The 15,252-nt window shown below is 67.9% G+C and carries 14 protein-coding genes; 10 read left to right on the forward strand and 4 right to left on the reverse strand.

Features of this window, described 5'->3' with window-relative positions; all coding sequences use genetic code 11:
* Positions 1 to 15: 15 nt before the first annotated feature.
* Positions 16 to 1,350 (reverse strand): glutamyl-tRNA reductase, encoded by a 1,335-nt coding sequence (locus FBY30_RS13025; protein WP_142133235.1) that lies wholly within the window; start codon positions 1,348 to 1,350, stop codon positions 16 to 18.
* Between the two features lie 158 nt (positions 1,351 to 1,508).
* Between FBY30_RS13025 and hemE the strand changes: the two genes are divergently transcribed.
* The 10 genes from hemE (at position 1,509) to hemL (ending at position 12,635) form a co-directional block, all read left to right on the forward strand.
* The gene (hemE, locus tag FBY30_RS13030) at positions 1,509 to 2,603 is read left to right on the forward strand and encodes a uroporphyrinogen decarboxylase (RefSeq protein ID WP_142133236.1); all 1,095 of its coding nucleotides are present in this window, start codon (positions 1,509 to 1,511) and stop codon (positions 2,601 to 2,603) included.
* A 4-nt stretch (positions 2,604 to 2,607) separates the two neighbouring features.
* Positions 2,608 to 4,092, forward strand: coding sequence for a protoporphyrinogen oxidase (gene hemG / locus FBY30_RS13035; RefSeq protein ID WP_142133237.1), 1,485 nt, complete (start codon positions 2,608 to 2,610; stop codon positions 4,090 to 4,092).
* 106 nt (positions 4,093 to 4,198) lie between these two features.
* Positions 4,199 to 5,218 carry a hypothetical protein gene (locus tag FBY30_RS13040; RefSeq protein WP_142133238.1) on the forward strand — a complete coding sequence of 340 codons (1,020 nt, stop codon included), beginning with the start codon at positions 4,199 to 4,201 and terminating at the stop codon, positions 5,216 to 5,218.
* A gap of 114 nt (positions 5,219 to 5,332) precedes the next feature.
* Positions 5,333 to 6,034 carry a hydrogen peroxide-dependent heme synthase gene (gene hemQ, locus FBY30_RS13045; RefSeq protein ID WP_142133239.1) on the forward strand — a complete coding sequence of 234 codons (702 nt, stop codon included), beginning with the start codon at positions 5,333 to 5,335 and terminating at the stop codon, positions 6,032 to 6,034.
* Positions 6,031 to 7,272: a ferrochelatase gene (locus FBY30_RS13050; RefSeq protein ID WP_142133240.1), complete on the forward strand. Its 1,242-nt coding sequence runs from the start codon at positions 6,031 to 6,033 to the stop codon at positions 7,270 to 7,272. Before hemQ ends, FBY30_RS13050 begins: the two co-directional genes overlap by 4 nt.
* Positions 7,269 to 8,267 carry a hydroxymethylbilane synthase gene (hemC, locus tag FBY30_RS13055; protein WP_142133241.1) on the forward strand — a complete coding sequence of 333 codons (999 nt, stop codon included), beginning with the start codon at positions 7,269 to 7,271 and terminating at the stop codon, positions 8,265 to 8,267. Before FBY30_RS13050 ends, hemC begins: the two co-directional genes overlap by 4 nt.
* 7 nt (positions 8,268 to 8,274) lie before the next feature.
* A complete protein-coding gene (locus tag FBY30_RS13060) occupies positions 8,275 to 9,156 on the forward strand; it encodes a uroporphyrinogen-III synthase (protein ID WP_142133242.1) in 882 nt (293 codons plus the stop codon).
* A 56-nt stretch (positions 9,157 to 9,212) separates the two neighbouring features.
* Positions 9,213 to 10,196: a porphobilinogen synthase gene (hemB, locus tag FBY30_RS13065; protein ID WP_142133243.1), complete on the forward strand. Its 984-nt coding sequence runs from the start codon at positions 9,213 to 9,215 to the stop codon at positions 10,194 to 10,196.
* Complete coding sequence (locus FBY30_RS13070; protein ID WP_142133244.1) at positions 10,193 to 11,269, forward strand: LLM class flavin-dependent oxidoreductase; 1,077 nt, start codon at positions 10,193 to 10,195, stop codon at positions 11,267 to 11,269. Before hemB ends, FBY30_RS13070 begins: the two co-directional genes overlap by 4 nt.
* A 34-nt stretch (positions 11,270 to 11,303) precedes the next feature.
* Entirely contained in the window at positions 11,304 to 12,635 is a 1,332-nt protein-coding gene (gene hemL, locus FBY30_RS13075) for a glutamate-1-semialdehyde 2,1-aminomutase (RefSeq protein WP_142133245.1), read from the forward strand.
* A 121-nt stretch (positions 12,636 to 12,756) separates the two neighbouring features.
* On the opposite strand, the gene FBY30_RS13080 is transcribed toward hemL, so the two are convergent.
* From FBY30_RS13080 to FBY30_RS13090, 3 genes are read right to left on the reverse strand one after another with little or no spacing between them, the layout of a single operon-like run.
* Entirely contained in the window at positions 12,757 to 13,494 is a 738-nt protein-coding gene (locus FBY30_RS13080) for an amino acid ABC transporter ATP-binding protein (protein WP_142133246.1), read from the reverse strand.
* Positions 13,491 to 14,255: an amino acid ABC transporter permease gene (locus FBY30_RS13085; protein WP_142133247.1), complete on the reverse strand. Its 765-nt coding sequence runs from the start codon at positions 14,253 to 14,255 to the stop codon at positions 13,491 to 13,493. Before FBY30_RS13085 ends, FBY30_RS13080 begins: the two co-directional genes overlap by 4 nt.
* A 31-nt stretch (positions 14,256 to 14,286) precedes the next feature.
* Complete coding sequence (locus tag FBY30_RS13090) at positions 14,287 to 15,237, reverse strand: substrate-binding periplasmic protein (protein WP_142133248.1); 951 nt, start codon at positions 15,235 to 15,237, stop codon at positions 14,287 to 14,289.
* Positions 15,238 to 15,252: the final 15 nt, after the last annotated feature.

Raw genomic sequence — 15,252 nt, forward strand, 5'->3', positions numbered from 1 at the left:
AGAGCAAGTGGGGGGTCAGGCGGTTTCGCGGCCCTTGTGGTCCACCGGGCACTCGGCCTCAGCAAGTGCAGGGGAAGCAGCGGGGGAGGTGGCGGGCTGTTCGACCGTGATTCCGTACAACGCTTCCAGCGCTGCCACGTAGTCGTCCTGCTGGCCGTTGGCGGCGAGTTCACGGGCGCGCACCGTGGGCACGTGCAGCAACTGCTTGACCATGCGGCGGAGGGCAAACTCCACTTCTTCGGCGGCGGCGGTGCAGCCGTGCCGGGCCCGGACCTTTTCCATTTCCGCGTCCAGCACGTTCATGGTGTGGCGCCGGAGGGCAACGATGGCCGAATCGACAGAGCGGGCTTCGCGCTCCTGCTCAAAGGCCTTCGCCGCACCTTTGACGATCCCGCTGGCCTGGGCGAGCGATTCCGCCTGTTCCTGCGGTGCCGCGAGCCGGACCGATTCGAGGGTCAGCAGCTCCACGCCCTCCAGCTCGCCGACGGCGGGGTCGAAGTCGTGCGTGAGGGCCAGGTCGATGGCGATCAGGGGCTGCGCGGAATCGGCGCGGACCTGGGCCAGTTCATCAGCCTCAACGCGGGTATCAGAGCCGCTGCAGCCGATCATGACGTCGGCGGCGGCCACCGCGGGCCGCAGGGAGTCAACGTCCAGGGCCACGCCGCCGCGCGAGGCCACGAAGCCTTCTGCCCGGCCGGACGAGGAGAAGACGGAAATGTCCGTGCAGCCGCGTTCGCGCAGCAGCGCCATGGTGGCCCCGGCGTAGGCGCCGGTCCCGAACAGCACAACCTTCTTGGTTGACCAGTCAGGGTTCTCGGAAAGATCGGTGGCCAGGTCCAGTGCAACGGAGACGATGGAAAGTCCGCGGGAACCAAGGGCAGTCTGCGCGCCCACGTCCTTGGCGGTCTTGGAGGCGGCCTGGAACAGCCGGACCAGGCCGGCGCTGGCGGTGCCATCGTGCTGGGCGTTGATCAGCGCCCGCCGCACCTGCCCGGCGATTTCGCGTTCGCCGACGACGGCGGAGTCGAGTCCCGCGCTGACGGCGAACAGGTGCTGGGTCACCTCGGGTCCGGTCCGGGTGCTGAAGGAACGGGAGACGAGTGGTTCGGCGAGGCCGCTGGCCTCGCTGATGCGTGAGACGAGTGCCGCCCGCGCCGCTTCGACGTCGTTGGGGTTGGGGGCCTCACCGTAGATTTCGTAGCGGTTGCAGGTGGCAAGGACCACCGCCCCGGCCACGGCAGGGGATTCGGTCAGCGCGGATGCGGCAATCCCGGAGGAACCGTTGCTCAACTGAGCAACGGTTTCAAGATCGATGTCGGCGTGTGTAGCCACCAATGAGAAAAGAACCACAGCAGACCAATCATAGCTTTTTCGTTGCCCGGTAGAACAACCTCCGGAAAGGATAGTCGCCACACTTCGCGGTGATTCGCGCCACCTTGCCGGACCTGGCCCTGCCGGCGACAGGTTGTCGTTATCTTTTGCTGCTCTTTTTGGGCACAATCAAAAGCATGACTCCTAGCCCCGCCGTCTCAGCTGCCGGCGCCCTTGCCGCAGACCATCCACTGATGGACGGCCGCACCGCCGACTCCCCGCTGATCACGGCCTACCGCGGAGGCAAGCCGTCCCGCCGTCCGGTGTGGTTCATGCGCCAGGCGGGCCGGTCGCTGCCGGAATACCTGAAGGTGCGCGAGGGCATCGCGATGCTGGATTCCTGCCTCCGTCCCGAGCTGGCCTCGGAGATCACCCTGCAGCCGGTCCGCCGGCATGACGTGGACGCAGGCATCTTCTTCTCCGACATCGTGATCCCGTTGAAGCTGGCCGGCGTCGGGGTGGACATCGTGCCCGGGGTGGGGCCCGTCCTGGAAAAGCCCGTGCGCACCGCGGCCGACGTTGCCGCCCTGCCGCAGCTCACCTGGGAAGCCCTGGAGCCCATCCGCGAAGCCGTTCGGCTGACCGTGGCCGAACTGGGCAAGACACCCCTCATCGGCTTCGCCGGTGCACCGTTTACCCTTGCCGCCTACATGGTGGAGGGAAAGCCGTCACGCGACCACCTTGGCCCCCGGACCATGATGCACGCGGACCCGGAGACCTGGGCCGCGCTGGCCAACTGGGCTGCCGACGCCTCCGGCATGTTCCTCCAGGCCCAGCTCGAGGCCGGTGCCTCCGCCGCGCAGCTCTTCGACTCCTGGGCGGGCTCGCTGGGACTGGCCGACTACACCAAGTACGTTGCACCGGCGTCGGCCCGTGCCCTGGACCATGTCCGCCACCTCGGCGCCCCGCTGATCCACTTTGGCACCGGCACCTCCGAACTCCTCGTGGCCATGCGCGACGTAGGCGTGGACGTGGTGGGCGTTGACTACCGGCTGCCGCTCGACGAGGCGAACCGCCGCCTGGGCGGAACGGTCCCGCTGCAGGGAAACATCGACCCCGCGCTGCTGTCAGCCCCCTGGGAAATCCTCGAAGCCCACGTCCGCGAGGTCATAGCTGCGGGATCGGCAGCTCCGGGCCACGTCCTGAACCTTGGCCACGGCGTACCCCCGGAAACGGACCCCGACGTCCTGACCCGGGTCGTGAAACTCATCCACTCCATTTCACCGGAGTAAACCCGTGGGCAGTTCTCCGGCAGCGCCCGGCACAGCGTTGGTGGTGGGCGGCGGAATCTCCGGCCTCCTGTCCGCCCGGGAACTTGCCGCCGCCGGCCACCAGGTGACCGTCCTTGAAGCGGGGACGTCGTGGGGCGGCTGCGTGGGCAGCCACGTGGTGGCCGGACTCACCCTTGACAGCGGCGCCGAGTCGTTCGCCACGAGGTCCGACGCCGTCGCCCGGCTCTGCGGGGAGCTCGGCCTGGGGGGAAAGATCGTTCCCCCGCGGCCCGGTGGTGCCTGGGTGCAGCTTCCGGACGGGCCCCGCGAACTGCCCCGGACCGGAGTCCTGGGCATCCCGGCGAACCCCTGGGATCCTGAGGTCCGCCGCACGCTGGGCACGCTCGGCTCGCTGCGCGCCTCCCTGGACCGCTTGCTGCCTTCCTCCGTAGGAGCCTGCGCGGGGGTTACCAGCGTGGCCGCCCTGGTGCGGGCCCGGATGGGTTCACGGGTGCTGGAGCGGCTCGTCTCGCCGGTGGTGGGCGGCGTCCACTCGGCCGACCCCGGCCTGCTTGACGTCGACATGGTGGCCCCGGGCCTGCGTGCAGGCCTGCGGAAACACGGTTCGCTCGCTGCCGCCGTGCTGGCGCAGCGCCGTGCCGGTACTGCGGCCGCCCAGCAGACCCGGCCAGGACAACCAGCGCCACCCCAACCAGTCCAGCCAGGTAAACCGGCCAAGGCAGGCTCCGCCGTCGCCGGCCTTGAAGGCGGCATGCACATCCTGGTGGACGCCCTGGTGGCGGATCTCCAGCGCCTGGGCGTGACGCTGCTGCCGGGCACTGCCGCCACAGCTGTCGCCCGCACCCGGGACGGGTGGCGGGTCGAAGCGGCCGGAACTTCCTATGGCGGCGCCCTGCTGGTCATGGCTGTGGATGGCCCTGCCGCCGTTGAACTCCTGGAAGGTGCCGTTCCTGCCATCGCGGGGAAGAAGCCGGCCTCCGGGCCGGACGTCAAGCTGGTCACGCTGGTCCTGGACAAACCGGACCTGGACCGAAGGCCCCGCGGAACCGGAATCCTGGTGGCTCCACAGACGCCGGGGATCCAGGCCAAGGCCCTGACGCATGCCACTGGCAAATGGGACTGGCTGGCTGCTGCCGCCGGTCCCGGCAGGCACGTGGTGCGCCTCTCCTACGGCCGGGTGGACGGTGCTTCCGCCCACCCTGCCGGGCCGCAAGCCGACGAAGAGCTGTTCGCGGCCGCCGTCCGTGACGCGTCCGCACTGCTCGACGTCCGCATTACCAGGGAGGACGTGCAGGGCTGGGACGTGGTCCGGTGGCGGGGGGCCCTGCCGTTCGCGGCGGTGGGGCACCGTGCCCGGGCAGCGGAAATCCGCCGGGCCTGCACTGCTGCCGGCGGCCTGGCCGTCGTTGGCGGCTGGGTGGCAGGGAACGGATTGGCCGCCGTCGTTGCCGATACACGTGAGCAAATCGGCCAACTGGCCGCCGCCTGAGCATCGCTGCTGGTCAGGCGGCTAAGCCCGGTTTCCCGAGCCCATCCAGCCCACCCTCCGCCGGTCTCTCCGGTTTCCAATCGGCCAGCCGTTCTGGTTAGGGTCGATGACTATGGTTTCAAACAGGTCCGAGCTTTCACTGTCCCGGACCGGTATCCATGGGGGAATCCGACGCGGCACCGCAGCAGCGGCCGTCGGAGCGGTACTGGTTCTTTCCACCGGCGTCCAGGCAGCCTTGGCTGATGATGCAGTTTCCCCTCCCCAGGACCCGCCGGTGCAGGCTTCCGCGGCCGCTTCTGCTGCTGCGTTCGGACTGACCAGCGCTGCCGTCCAGGGCATCCCCGGGCGGCAGGAAGCCAGCCGGGGCGATGAAAACGGTGCAGCCGGCCATCGGGGTGACGCCCCTGCCGGCACCCCTGCAACCCCGGCTCCTTCCCCGGCCGTCTCCCTGCCCAGTACCTTGCTTCCGGTGATCACAGGTTCCGCGACTGCAAGTACCACGCCCTCCCCGTCTCCAACGGCCTCCGGGACGCCGCTGGCACCTGCCACCCGGACCACAGCCCCCGCGGCTCCAACCGGCACCGGATCCGCCCCGGTCGCCGTCCGGCCGGGATCGCCCTCGGCATCCGGCGCTGCCAACGCACCAGGCCCTGCCCCGGCTGCCGGCACTCCCAATTCGGCAGGCGCTCCTGCTCAGTCCCCGGCTCCTGCCAGTGGGGTGGGGACAGGAGGTGTTCCGGGGCGGGTTGATCCAGCTGTCGGTGCACCGTCCGCCGTGTCTGGTGCCGCCGGAGCGCATAGCCCTGCGCTCCCAGGAATCTTTGGAGCCAACAGCATTGCTGTAGGCCAGGAAGGGGCCACAGGCGCAGGGGCAAACGGTGTAGGGACCAATGACGCAGCAGCAACGCCGGGCCCCGCCTTTCCAACTGCGCTGTCCATCAACGCGCGCCAGTCGCTGCCCACCCGCGCGCCACAGGCTGCCGGTGCACCTGCAGGCCCGGGCCGGGCAGTTTCATCTACCGGGCCGCTGCCGGATGTGCCGGATGCCATGGTGTGGCTGGGGGCGGGCCTGGTCGGTGTAGGAGCCGCCGCGGGACTGGTGTTCCTGCGGATGCGCCGCCTCTAAGAGCCCCGCAAAAAGATGGCCCGCAGCACCTTGGAATGTGACTTTGCACACTTCTACGAGTTGTAGAACTCTTCGGTTTCGTCTTGGGGGCAGGGAAGGGGCAAACTTGTAACCATGAGCCACACTTCTGCCGAATCTGTCACTAAAACCGAAGAATCAGCCGAGCAGTTCTTTACCCTTTGGACGGTCTTCAAGCGGTCGGAGTCCGTGGTCCGCAGCGCCAATGCCGCCGCCGACTTCGAAGCGCTGTTGGAGCGGCTCGCCGCTGCCGGCGTGACGCACCGGGGAAGCTACGACGTCTCCGCCATGCGGGCTGACGCGGACGTCATGGTGTGGCTCCACGGCCCCAAGCCCGAAGCACTGCAGCAGGCAATCCGCGACATCCGCCGCAGCAGCTTGTTCGCCGGCACCGAGATTGTCTGGTCCGCCATGGGTGTCCACCGCGAGGCCGAGTTCGCCAAGAACCACACCCCCGCGTACTCCCGTGGCGTCGCTCCGGCTGAGTGGCTCTGCGTCTACCCGTTCGTCCGCTCCTACGAGTGGTACCTCCTCCCCGAGGCCGAGCGCGGCAAGATGCTCCGCGACCATGGCCTGTTGGGCCGCGACTTCCCGCAGGTCATCTCCAACACCGTTTCCTCGTTCGCGCTGGGCGACTGGGAATGGATCCTCGGCCTGGAAGCACCGGAACTGGTGGACCTGGTGGACCTGATGCGGCACCTGCGCTCCACTGAGGCACGCAACCACGTGCGGGAGGAAGTCCCGTTCTACACCGGGCGCCGTATCTCCGCCGACGAGGTTGCCGAGGTGCTGGCATGAGCCCCGAGCAGCAGGCCACCGCCGTCAACCCCGTAACCGAGGCCGGACGCATGGCGCCGAAGAACTACGACGCCGTCCTGCTCGCCTCCTTTGGCGGCCCGGAAGGGCAGGAGGACGTCATCCCGTTCCTCCGCAATGTCACCCGCGGCCGCGGCATCCCGGACGAACGGCTTGAGGAAGTCTCCCACCACTACCGCGCCAACGGCGGCGTCAGCCCCATCAACCAGCAGAACCGTGAACTCAAGGCAGCGCTGGAAGCCGAACTGGCTGCCCGCGGCATCGAGCTCCCCGTGCTGTGGGGCAACCGCAACTGGGCGCCCTATATCCCGGAGACACTGCAGGAAGCGTACGACGCCGGCCACCGCCGGGTGCTGATGCTCACCACCAGTGCCTACTCCTGTTACTCCAGCTGCCGCCAGTACCGCGAGGACATTGGCATGGCGCTGACGGAGACCGGCCTGGACGGCAAGCTTGAGGTGGACAAGGTCCGCCAGTACTTCGACCACCCCGGCTTCGTGGAGCCCTTCGTTGAAGGCACCGCCGCCGGCCTGGCCGACGTCCGCGCCAAGCTCGCGGAAGCGGGTACGCCGGATGCGCCCATCCACATCCTGTTCGCCACCCACTCCATCCCCACCCGCGACGCCGAGGCTGCCGGCCGGTCCGAGGGGGAGCCGCGCGAGTTCGAGGAAGGGTCCGCCTACGTGGCCCAGCACCTCGCCAACGCCGGTGCCGTCATTGAGCGCGTCAAGGATGAATCCGGGCTGACCGCACCGTGGTCCCTGGTGTACCAGTCCCGTTCCGGCGCCCCGCACGTGCCGTGGCTGGAACCGGACATCAACGACGCCATCGAGGAGTTGGCAGGCCAGGGCGTCAAGGGCATCGTCATCGTTCCGCTTGGCTTCGTCAGCGACCACATGGAAGTTGTCTGGGACCTCGACACCGAGGCGATGGAAACGTGTGGCAACCTGGGCCTGGCCGCCACCCGCGTCCCCACGCCCGGTACACACCGGAAGTTCGTCGACGGACTGGTGGACCTCATCTGTGAACGGACGGTGGCCAACAACATCGCCGACCGCCCCGCTGTCACGGACCTCGGTCCCTGGTACGACGTCTGCCGGCCGGGATGCTGCGCCAATTTCCGCGGCGAAAAGCCCACCATCGCGGGCGCCGACACCACGGTCGGCACCGGCCACGATCCCTACCCGTCCGCCGCTGCCGGGGAAACGGCCCAGCTGTGACAGTCCGCATTGGAACCCGCGCCAGCAAGCTGGCGCTCACCCAGACCCAGCAGACCGCAGACCAGCTGGCCGCCGTCGGAGGTTTCCCGGTGGAACTGGTGCACGTCCGCACCGATGGCGACGTCCTCACCGGGTCGTTGTCCCAGATGGGCGGCACCGGCGTCTTTGTCGCTGCCCTGCGTGATGCGCTGCTGCGCAATGAGTGCGACGTGGCGGTCCATTCGCTCAAGGATCTGCCTACCGGGGCCGCAGTCGGACTGAGCCTTGCCGCCACCCCGCGCCGCGTCGACGTCCGCGACGTCCTGTGCGCCCGCGACGGACTCAAGCTGGCAGACCTGCCGGCCGGGGCCCGCGTGGGCACCGGTTCACCCCGGCGTGCAGCCCAGTTGCGCGCAGCCCGTGCGGACCTGGACATTGTCGATATCCGCGGCAACGTGGACACCCGCCTGGGCCGTGTTCCCGGATTGCCCGGCAACTCCACGGACCAGGTGGTGCCCGGCAAGTCCTGCGACCTCGATGCCGTAGTCCTCGCCGCCGCCGGCTTGGAGCGGATCGGCAGGCTGGACGCCGTCACCGAGTACCTCGAAACCGACGTCATGCTGCCCGCCGCCGGCCAAGGATCCCTGGCCATCGAGTGCCGCACGGCCGACGCCCCGCCGAAGCCTGGATCGGCCGAAGGATCGCGGGCGGTCCTGGCCCAGGCCCTGGCCGCGCTGGACGACCCTGACACCCGCCTGGCCGTCACCGCCGAACGCGCGCTGCTGGCCCGACTCGAAGCAGGATGTGCAGCTCCCGTCGGCGCCTACGCCTACCGGAAGGGCAGCATGCTGCACCTGGAGGCCGTGGTGTGCGCCGTCGACGGTACGGACACGGTCCGGGACAAGCGCGCCACGGACGGGCTGACCGAAGTCGGCGCCACCCTCTTGGGCATCGAACTGGCAGAAGCCCTCCTGGCCGCGGGAGCCGCGGACATCGCAGACCTGCAGGCGTCCTGACCTGGCAATGACGCAGCCTTCCAGCAGATCCGGACCAGACGGTCCGAACGGCGGCACGCCGCTCGGCGGGGTCCGGGTCCTGGTCACGCGCAGCCCGGAACGTTCCGCGGCCCTGGTGGCAGCCCTGCGGGACGCCGGTGCCATGCCGGTACTGCTCCCGCTCATCGACTTCGAACGGGCGCCTGACCAGCACGCGCTGGATGTCGCCTGCGACGCCTTGGCGGCGGGTGCCTTCAATTGGCTGGTGGTCAGCAGTGCCACCACCGTGCACGTGCTGATGGAAAAGGCGGCCGAACGCGGCCTGCGCCTGGACCGGCTGGTTCCTTCCGTTACCCGGATCGCCGCCATCGGTCCTGCGACACGCCGGCTGCTGGAAGCAGGCGGACTGGCCGTAACCCTCACCCCGGAAGGCGAACAGTCGGCTGCCGGCCTGCTCGCGGTGTGGCCCGGCGGCGGCAACGTGCTCCTGCCCCAGGCGGACATCGCCGCACCCGCCCTCGCGCAAGGCCTGGCAGTTGCGGGCAGTTCCGTTGACGTGGTGACCGCCTACCGCACCGTTGACTACCCTGCGGCAGCGGAGCGACGGCTCGCCGTGCAGCCGGAGGACGGCGGCGGCGGCCCGCAACCGCCGTCGTACTCCCTCCTGACGCCGGAAACCGCCGCGGCGGACATCGCCGCCGGACGGATCGGCGCCGTGATCGCGGCCTCGCCGAGCGCCGTCCGCCGGATCGCCGCGCTGGGGCCGCTGCGAGGCTGCCGATTGGTGGCCATAGGACGTTCGACGGCGGACCAGGCCGCCGCCGTGGGCCTGGACGTGGCGGCGGTGGCCGCTGAGCCGACGCCGGACGGGCTGGTGGCGGCCGTGGCCAAAGCGCTCAACCCGCCCTGACCGGGACCGGCACTTTCCCCAAAAAGGCTTTACAACCAATGCGAAGGACAGGATCCATGACTTTCCCCAACCAACGCCCCCGCCGCCTGCGCACCACCCCCGCCATGCGCCGGCTGACCGCCGAAACCCGCCTTGCACCGGCCGAACTCATCCTTCCGGCGTTCATCCGGGAAGGCCTCACCGAACCCAACCCCATCACGTCCATGCCCGGCGTGGTCCAGCACACCACCGACACCCTGAAGCGTGCGGCGGCGGAAGCCGTTGAGCTTGGCCTGGGCGGCCTCATGCTCTTCGGCATCCCCGAAACCCGCGACCCCGAAGGCACGGCAGCGCTTGACCCGGACGGTGTGCTGAACAAGGCCATCCGGGACGTCCGTGCCGAGGTGGGCGACGACCTGGTGATCATGAGCGACGTGTGCCTGGACGAATTCACCGACCACGGCCACTGCGGAGTGCTCGACGCCGACGGATACGTGGACAATGACCGCACAGTGGAGATCTACGCCCGCATGGCTGTTGCGCAGGCGGAGGCCGGGGCCCACATGCTGGGCCCGTCCGGCATGATGGACGGCCAGATTGCCGCCATCCGCTCGGCCCTGGACGACGCCGGCCACGTCAACACCTCACTCATCGCCTACGCCGCGAAATACGCCTCGGCGTTCTACGGCCCGTTCCGCGAAGCGGTGGACTCCCAGCTGAAGGGCGACCGTCGGACCTACCAGATGGACGCCGGCAACCGCACCGAAGCCCTGCGCGAGGTTGAACTGGACCTGGCCGAGGGTGCCGACATCATCATGGTCAAGCCGGCCATGAGCTACCTGGACATCGTGGCAGACGTTGCCGCCATGAGTCCCGTGCCCGTATCCGCCTACCAAATCTCTGGTGAATACGCGATGATCGAGGCCGCGGCCGCCAACGGCTGGATCGACCGCCGGGCCGCCATCACCGAATCTGTGCTGGGCATCCGGCGCGCGGGCGCCCACACGGTCCTCACCTACTGGGCCGCCGAACTCGCCGGCTGGCTCAAGGAATCCCGGTGACGAACGCGCCTGCTGCTTCTCCCACCGCTCCCGTGGGGGAGGACCGGGTCCTCCTGGGCCTGAACACCTTCGGCGACGTCGGTGAGGATCCCGACGGCAGCCCGCAATCGCACGCCCAGGTCCTGCGCCAGCTGCTGGAACAGGCGGAACTGGCGGACGCCGTCGGACTCCACGCCTTCGGCGTGGGGGAGCACCACCGCAAGGACTACGCCGTGTCAGCGCCGGAGGTCTTCCTGGCCGCCGCCGCAGCGCGGACATCCCGCATCCGGCTGGGCTCCGCCGTAACGGTCCTGAGTTCCGACGACCCCATCCGGGTGTTCCAACGGTTTGCCACGGTGGACGCCATCTCCAACGGACGCGCTGAAGTGATGCTGGGCCGCGGATCGTTCATCGAGTCCTTCCCGCTGTTCGGGCTGGACCTGGCCGACTACGAGGTCCTGTTCGAGGAGAAACTCGAGCTGTTCCACAAGGTGCGGGCGCAAAAGCTCGTGCACTGGGAGGGCCGCACCCGGCCTTCACTGGCTGGCCTGAGCGTCTACCCCACGCTGGAACACCACCTCCTGACCACCTGGATCGGAGTGGGCGGCACACCGGAATCCGTGCTCCGCTGCGCCCAGTACGGCTACCCGGTTATCTTCGCCATCATCGGCGGCCAGCCGCGGGGCTTCAAGCCGTTGGCGGACCTGTACCGTGAGGCGATGGCCAAGTACGGGCACCCGATGCAGCAGATTGCCACCCACTCACCCGGCCACGTCGCCGATACCGACGAGCAGGCCCGGGAAGAGCTGTTCCCGCACTGGCTGAAGCTGCGCAACAAGCTGGGGGCCGAGCGCGGGTGGGGGCCGGCGGGGCGGGGCGAGTTCGAGGCCCTGTGTTCCACGGAAGGCGCCCTGTACGTCGGATCGCCGGAAACAGTGGCCCAAAAAATCGTCCGGCTCAAGCGGAACCTCGGCGTGGACCGCTTCGACCTCAAATACAGCAACGGGCCGCTCCCGCACACGGCCATGATGCGGTCCATCGAACTGATGGGTACGGCGGTGGCGCCCCGAGTGGCGGAGCTGCTCGCCGGCTAACTGTGCCTTCCGGCTAACTGAGAGAATAGGAACCATGACTTCCAGCAATCCTCGCAACGAGGCACTCTTCGACCGCGCCCGCCAGCTGATGCCGGGCGGCGTCAACTCCCCGGTCCGGGCGTTCGGTTCCGTCGGCGGAACGCCGCGCTTCATGGTCTCCGCGAAGGGGCCGTACCTGACAGACGCCGACGGCAAGGAATACGTGGACCTCGTCTGCTCCTGGGGCCCGGCGCTCCTGGGCCACGCCCACCCTGCCGTCCTGGATGCCGTTCACGCCGCCGTCGACCGCGGCCTGTCCTTTGGTGCTTCCACCCCTGACGAGGCCAACCTGGCGGAGATCGTCAAGGAGCGCGTCCCCGCCGTCGAACGCCTCCGCATGGTGTCCACCGGCACCGAGGCCACCATGACCGCCGTCCGGCTGGCCCGCGGGTTCACTGGCCGCAACCTCATCATCAAGTTTGCCGGCTGCTACCACGGCCATCTGGACGGCCTCCTGGCAGCGGCAGGCTCCGGCGTGGCCACCCTGGCTCTTCCCGGCTCCGCAGGTGTCACCGAGGCCACCGCGGCCGAGACCCTGGTGCTGCCCTACAACGACCTCACGGCGGTCAAGGAGGCCTTCGCCGCCCACGGACAGAACATCGCGGCGGTCATCACGGAGGCCGCGCCCGCCAACATGGGCGTCGTCACCCCTGCCGAGGGATTCAACGCCGGGCTGTCCCGGATCACCCGCGAGCACGGCGCACTCCTCATCGTCGATGAGGTCCTCACCGGCTTCCGCACCGGCTACTCCGGCTACTGGGGCCTCACCGGCGGTGCCCCCGACGCCGAGGACCCCTGGACGCCCGACCTGCTCACCTTCGGCAAGGTCATCGGTGGTGGAATGCCGACGGCGGCACTCGGCGGCCGTGCCGATGTCATGGACTACCTGGCCCCCACCGGTCCGGTGTACCAGGCGGGGACCCTGTCCGGAAACCCGGTGGCCATGGCGGCGGGTGTGGCAACGCTGACCCACGCCACCCGCGACGTCTACTCCTTCATCGATGTCCGGTCGCTGGAACTGTCATCCGCCGTCTCCAACGCCCTGGACGCCGCGGGCGTGGACCACTCCATCCAGTTTGCCGGGAACCTCTTCTCGGTGGCCTTCGGAACTTCGGCCCACGGCGTGCAGAACTACGCCGACGCCCAGGCGCAGGAGGCGTTCCGCTACGCCCCGTTCTTCCACTCCATGCTGGAATCCGGGGTCTACCTGCCGCCGTCGGTCTTCGAGGCCTGGTTCCTTTCGGCCGCCCACGACGACGCCGCCATGAACCGCATCTACGACGCCCTCCCCGCGGCAGCGAACGCCGCTGCCGCCGCCCAGGGCTAAGCCCGGGGCGAAAGGCGAATCCCGCCGTCGGGTACTAACCGAAAAATCCCCGCCTTCCAGACAAATCCCCGCCTCTTGTGAGGGGGAAATGTCCGGGAGACGGGGATTTCCCGTTGGTTCGCTACAGGACGTCCGAGAGGAAGCCTTTGAGCCGGTCCGTCCTGGGCTCGGTGAAGAGTTGCTCAGGGGACCCTGTTTCCACCACCACACCGGCATCCATGAACGTCACCGAGTCCGAGACGTTGCGGGAGAAGCCCATCTCGTGGGTCACCACCACCATGGTCATGCCGCCCTTCGCCAGGTCCGTCATCAACGCCAAAACGCCCTTGACCAGCTCAGGGTCCAGTGCGGAGGTGGCCTCGTCGAAGAACATGACCTCGGGCTTCATGGCAAGCGCCCTTGCGATGGCCACGCGCTGCTGCTGGCCGCCGGAGAGGTTCGCCGGGCGGGAATCCGCCTTGTGCTTCAGGCCCACCAGGTCCAGCTGCTCCAACGCTTCGCTGCGCGCCTGCTCCTTGGAGAGCTTGCGCAGTTTCCGCAGGGCCAAGGAGACGTTTTCCTCCACGGTCTTGTGCGGGAACAGGTTGAACTGCTGGAACACCATGCCGATCCGGCGGCGGAGTTCATCCGGGTTGTCCTTCAGTACGGAACGGCCATCCAGCAGGATGTCACCCTGGTCCGGCTCGATCAGCCGGTTCATCACCCTTAGCAGGGTGGACTTGCCCGAGCCCGACGGTCCGATGACGGATGCGGTGGTGCCCTGCGGAACGTGCAGGTCAATGCCCCGGAGGACGTGGTTGCTGCCGAAGGAAAGCTGGATGTTCTTGGCGCTCAGTGTTCCCGATGCGAATTCGCTCATGCCTGTGCTCCCTTTCCAACGACGGCTGCGGCTTCATCCGGTTCTTTCTTTTCCGGCCTGCCCGTACGCAGCCGGGCATCGATGTAGTTGACCAGGTGAGTGAGCGGAATGGTCATGGCCAGGTAGAAAATAGCCGCTGCCACGTACGGGGACAAGTTCCCGCTGCGGGCGGCGGCGTCCTGGCCGATCTGGAACAGTTCCCGTTCCGTGGCCAGCAAGCCCAGGGTGAAGACCAACGAGGAATCCTTGATCAGGGCAATGAACTGGTTCATGAGGGCAGGAAGCACCCGGCGGATACCCTGGGGAACCACGACGAGCCGCATGGATGCGCCGTAGCCGAACCCCAGGGCGCGCGACGCCTCGAGCTGGCCTTTGTCCACGCTCTGGATGCCGGAACGGAAGATTTCTCCCGTGTACGCGGCGGCCATGAGCGACAGAGCTGCAACTCCCATGGGGTAGGGGCTGTTGCTGCCGGTCATCTCGCGGAAGATTGGTCCGAACCCAAGGCCGATGACCAGGATGGTGAGGACGGCCGGGAGTCCACGAAATACGTCTGTGTACACCCGGGCCGCCCATCGTGCCACAGGATTCCGCGAAATTCCCATGAGAGCCAGAATCAAGCCGGCGAAGGCCCCGATAAGTCCCGAAGTGATCGCGAGGACCAGGGTGTTGGGCAGGCCCACGGTGAACATGCTTGGCAGAACCTCGGCGATCTTCTCCCAGTCAAGGAAGGTCTCTCCGAGTCGTGTCAGGAAATCCATATGGCGTCGCTATCTTTTCTGTAGCCGGTGTCTAGTTCGCTGGGACCTTGACGGCCTTGCTGCCCGGCTTCCAACCCTCGGGGGTCTGCTCGGCAGCAGTCGGGCGGTCCGTGTACCACTGGGCAGTCAGCTTGGACCAGGTGCCATCGGCAACTATGGCATCAAGGGCCGAATTCAGCGCTTCGAGCAGTGCAGGGTTGTCCTTGGCAACGGCGTACGCGGTGAAGTTCTGCGTGTTGAGCTTCTTCTCGGCGATTTTCGTGCCGTCTCCGGGCTTGACCTGGCCGGTCGCCTGCTGGGAAGGAGCCACCCAGGCGTCCACCTGCCCGCTCTTCAGGCTGGCAAAGACGGTGTTGTAGTCAGGGAAGGACACGGGCTCAATGTTCAGGGTGTTCTTGACGTAGTCTTCCTGAACACTGCCGCTAACGACGCCGATGCGGAGGCCGCTCTTCAGCTCGGCGAACGTCTGGACCTTGGCGTTTTCTTTAGTGACCAGGGCCATGTAGCCGAAATCGTAGCCGTTGGTGAAGGCAACCGTTTCACGGCGGGCGTCCGTGGTGGAAATCGAGGAGGAGCCGACGTCGAACTGCTTGTTCTTGACCTGGCTGAGAAGCGCCTGGAACTTGGTGGATGCGAACTCGACCTTGAGCCCCAGCTTGTCGGCCATGGCACGCAGAAGCTCATTGTCGTAGCCGGTGAACTTGCCGGACGCATCAACAAAGATGTTCGGCGGGGCGTCTGACAAGGTCCCCACGCGCAAGGTGCCCTCGGTGGCGAGGCCGAGCTTGCTCTTGTCGATCTTGTCGATGGGGGTTACATCGGCAGTGGTGTACTTGTCCAGTGTCTGCTGGTCACTGCCCTTGAGGGCATCGGTGGGGGTGCCGCTGGGCTGGGAGGAGCCGCCGCCGCAGGCTGCGAGAGACACCGCGAGGGCAAGTGCAACGGGAGCGGTAGTGAGCCACTTCATCGCTTTGATTTTCATCAGGTTGTCACTTTC

The sequence above is a fragment of the Arthrobacter sp. SLBN-83 genome, assembly GCF_006715285.1.
Classification (GTDB): Bacteria; Actinomycetota; Actinomycetes; order Actinomycetales; family Micrococcaceae; genus Arthrobacter.

Coding starts and splice junctions, on each gene's coding strand:
- hemE (WP_142133236.1), top strand. CDS start 1,509: ATGACTCCTAGCCCCGCCGTCTCAGCTGCCGGCGCCCTTGCCGCAGAC.
- FBY30_RS13040 (WP_142133238.1), top strand. CDS start 4,199: ATGACTATGGTTTCAAACAGGTCCGAGCTTTCACTGTCCCGGACCGGT.
- hemQ (WP_142133239.1), top strand. CDS start 5,333: ATGAGCCACACTTCTGCCGAATCTGTCACTAAAACCGAAGAATCAGCC.
- FBY30_RS13050 (WP_142133240.1), top strand. CDS start 6,031: ATGAGCCCCGAGCAGCAGGCCACCGCCGTCAACCCCGTAACCGAGGCC.
- FBY30_RS13060 (WP_142133242.1), top strand. CDS start 8,275: ATGACGCAGCCTTCCAGCAGATCCGGACCAGACGGTCCGAACGGCGGC.
- hemB (WP_142133243.1), top strand. CDS start 9,213: ATGACTTTCCCCAACCAACGCCCCCGCCGCCTGCGCACCACCCCCGCC.
- hemL (WP_142133245.1), top strand. CDS start 11,304: ATGACTTCCAGCAATCCTCGCAACGAGGCACTCTTCGACCGCGCCCGC.
- FBY30_RS13080 (WP_142133246.1), bottom strand. CDS start 13,494: ATGAGCGAATTCGCATCGGGAACACTGAGCGCCAAGAACATCCAGCTT.
- FBY30_RS13085 (WP_142133247.1), bottom strand. CDS start 14,255: ATGGATTTCCTGACACGACTCGGAGAGACCTTCCTTGACTGGGAGAAG.
- FBY30_RS13090 (WP_142133248.1), bottom strand. CDS start 15,237: ATGAAAATCAAAGCGATGAAGTGGCTCACTACCGCTCCCGTTGCACTT.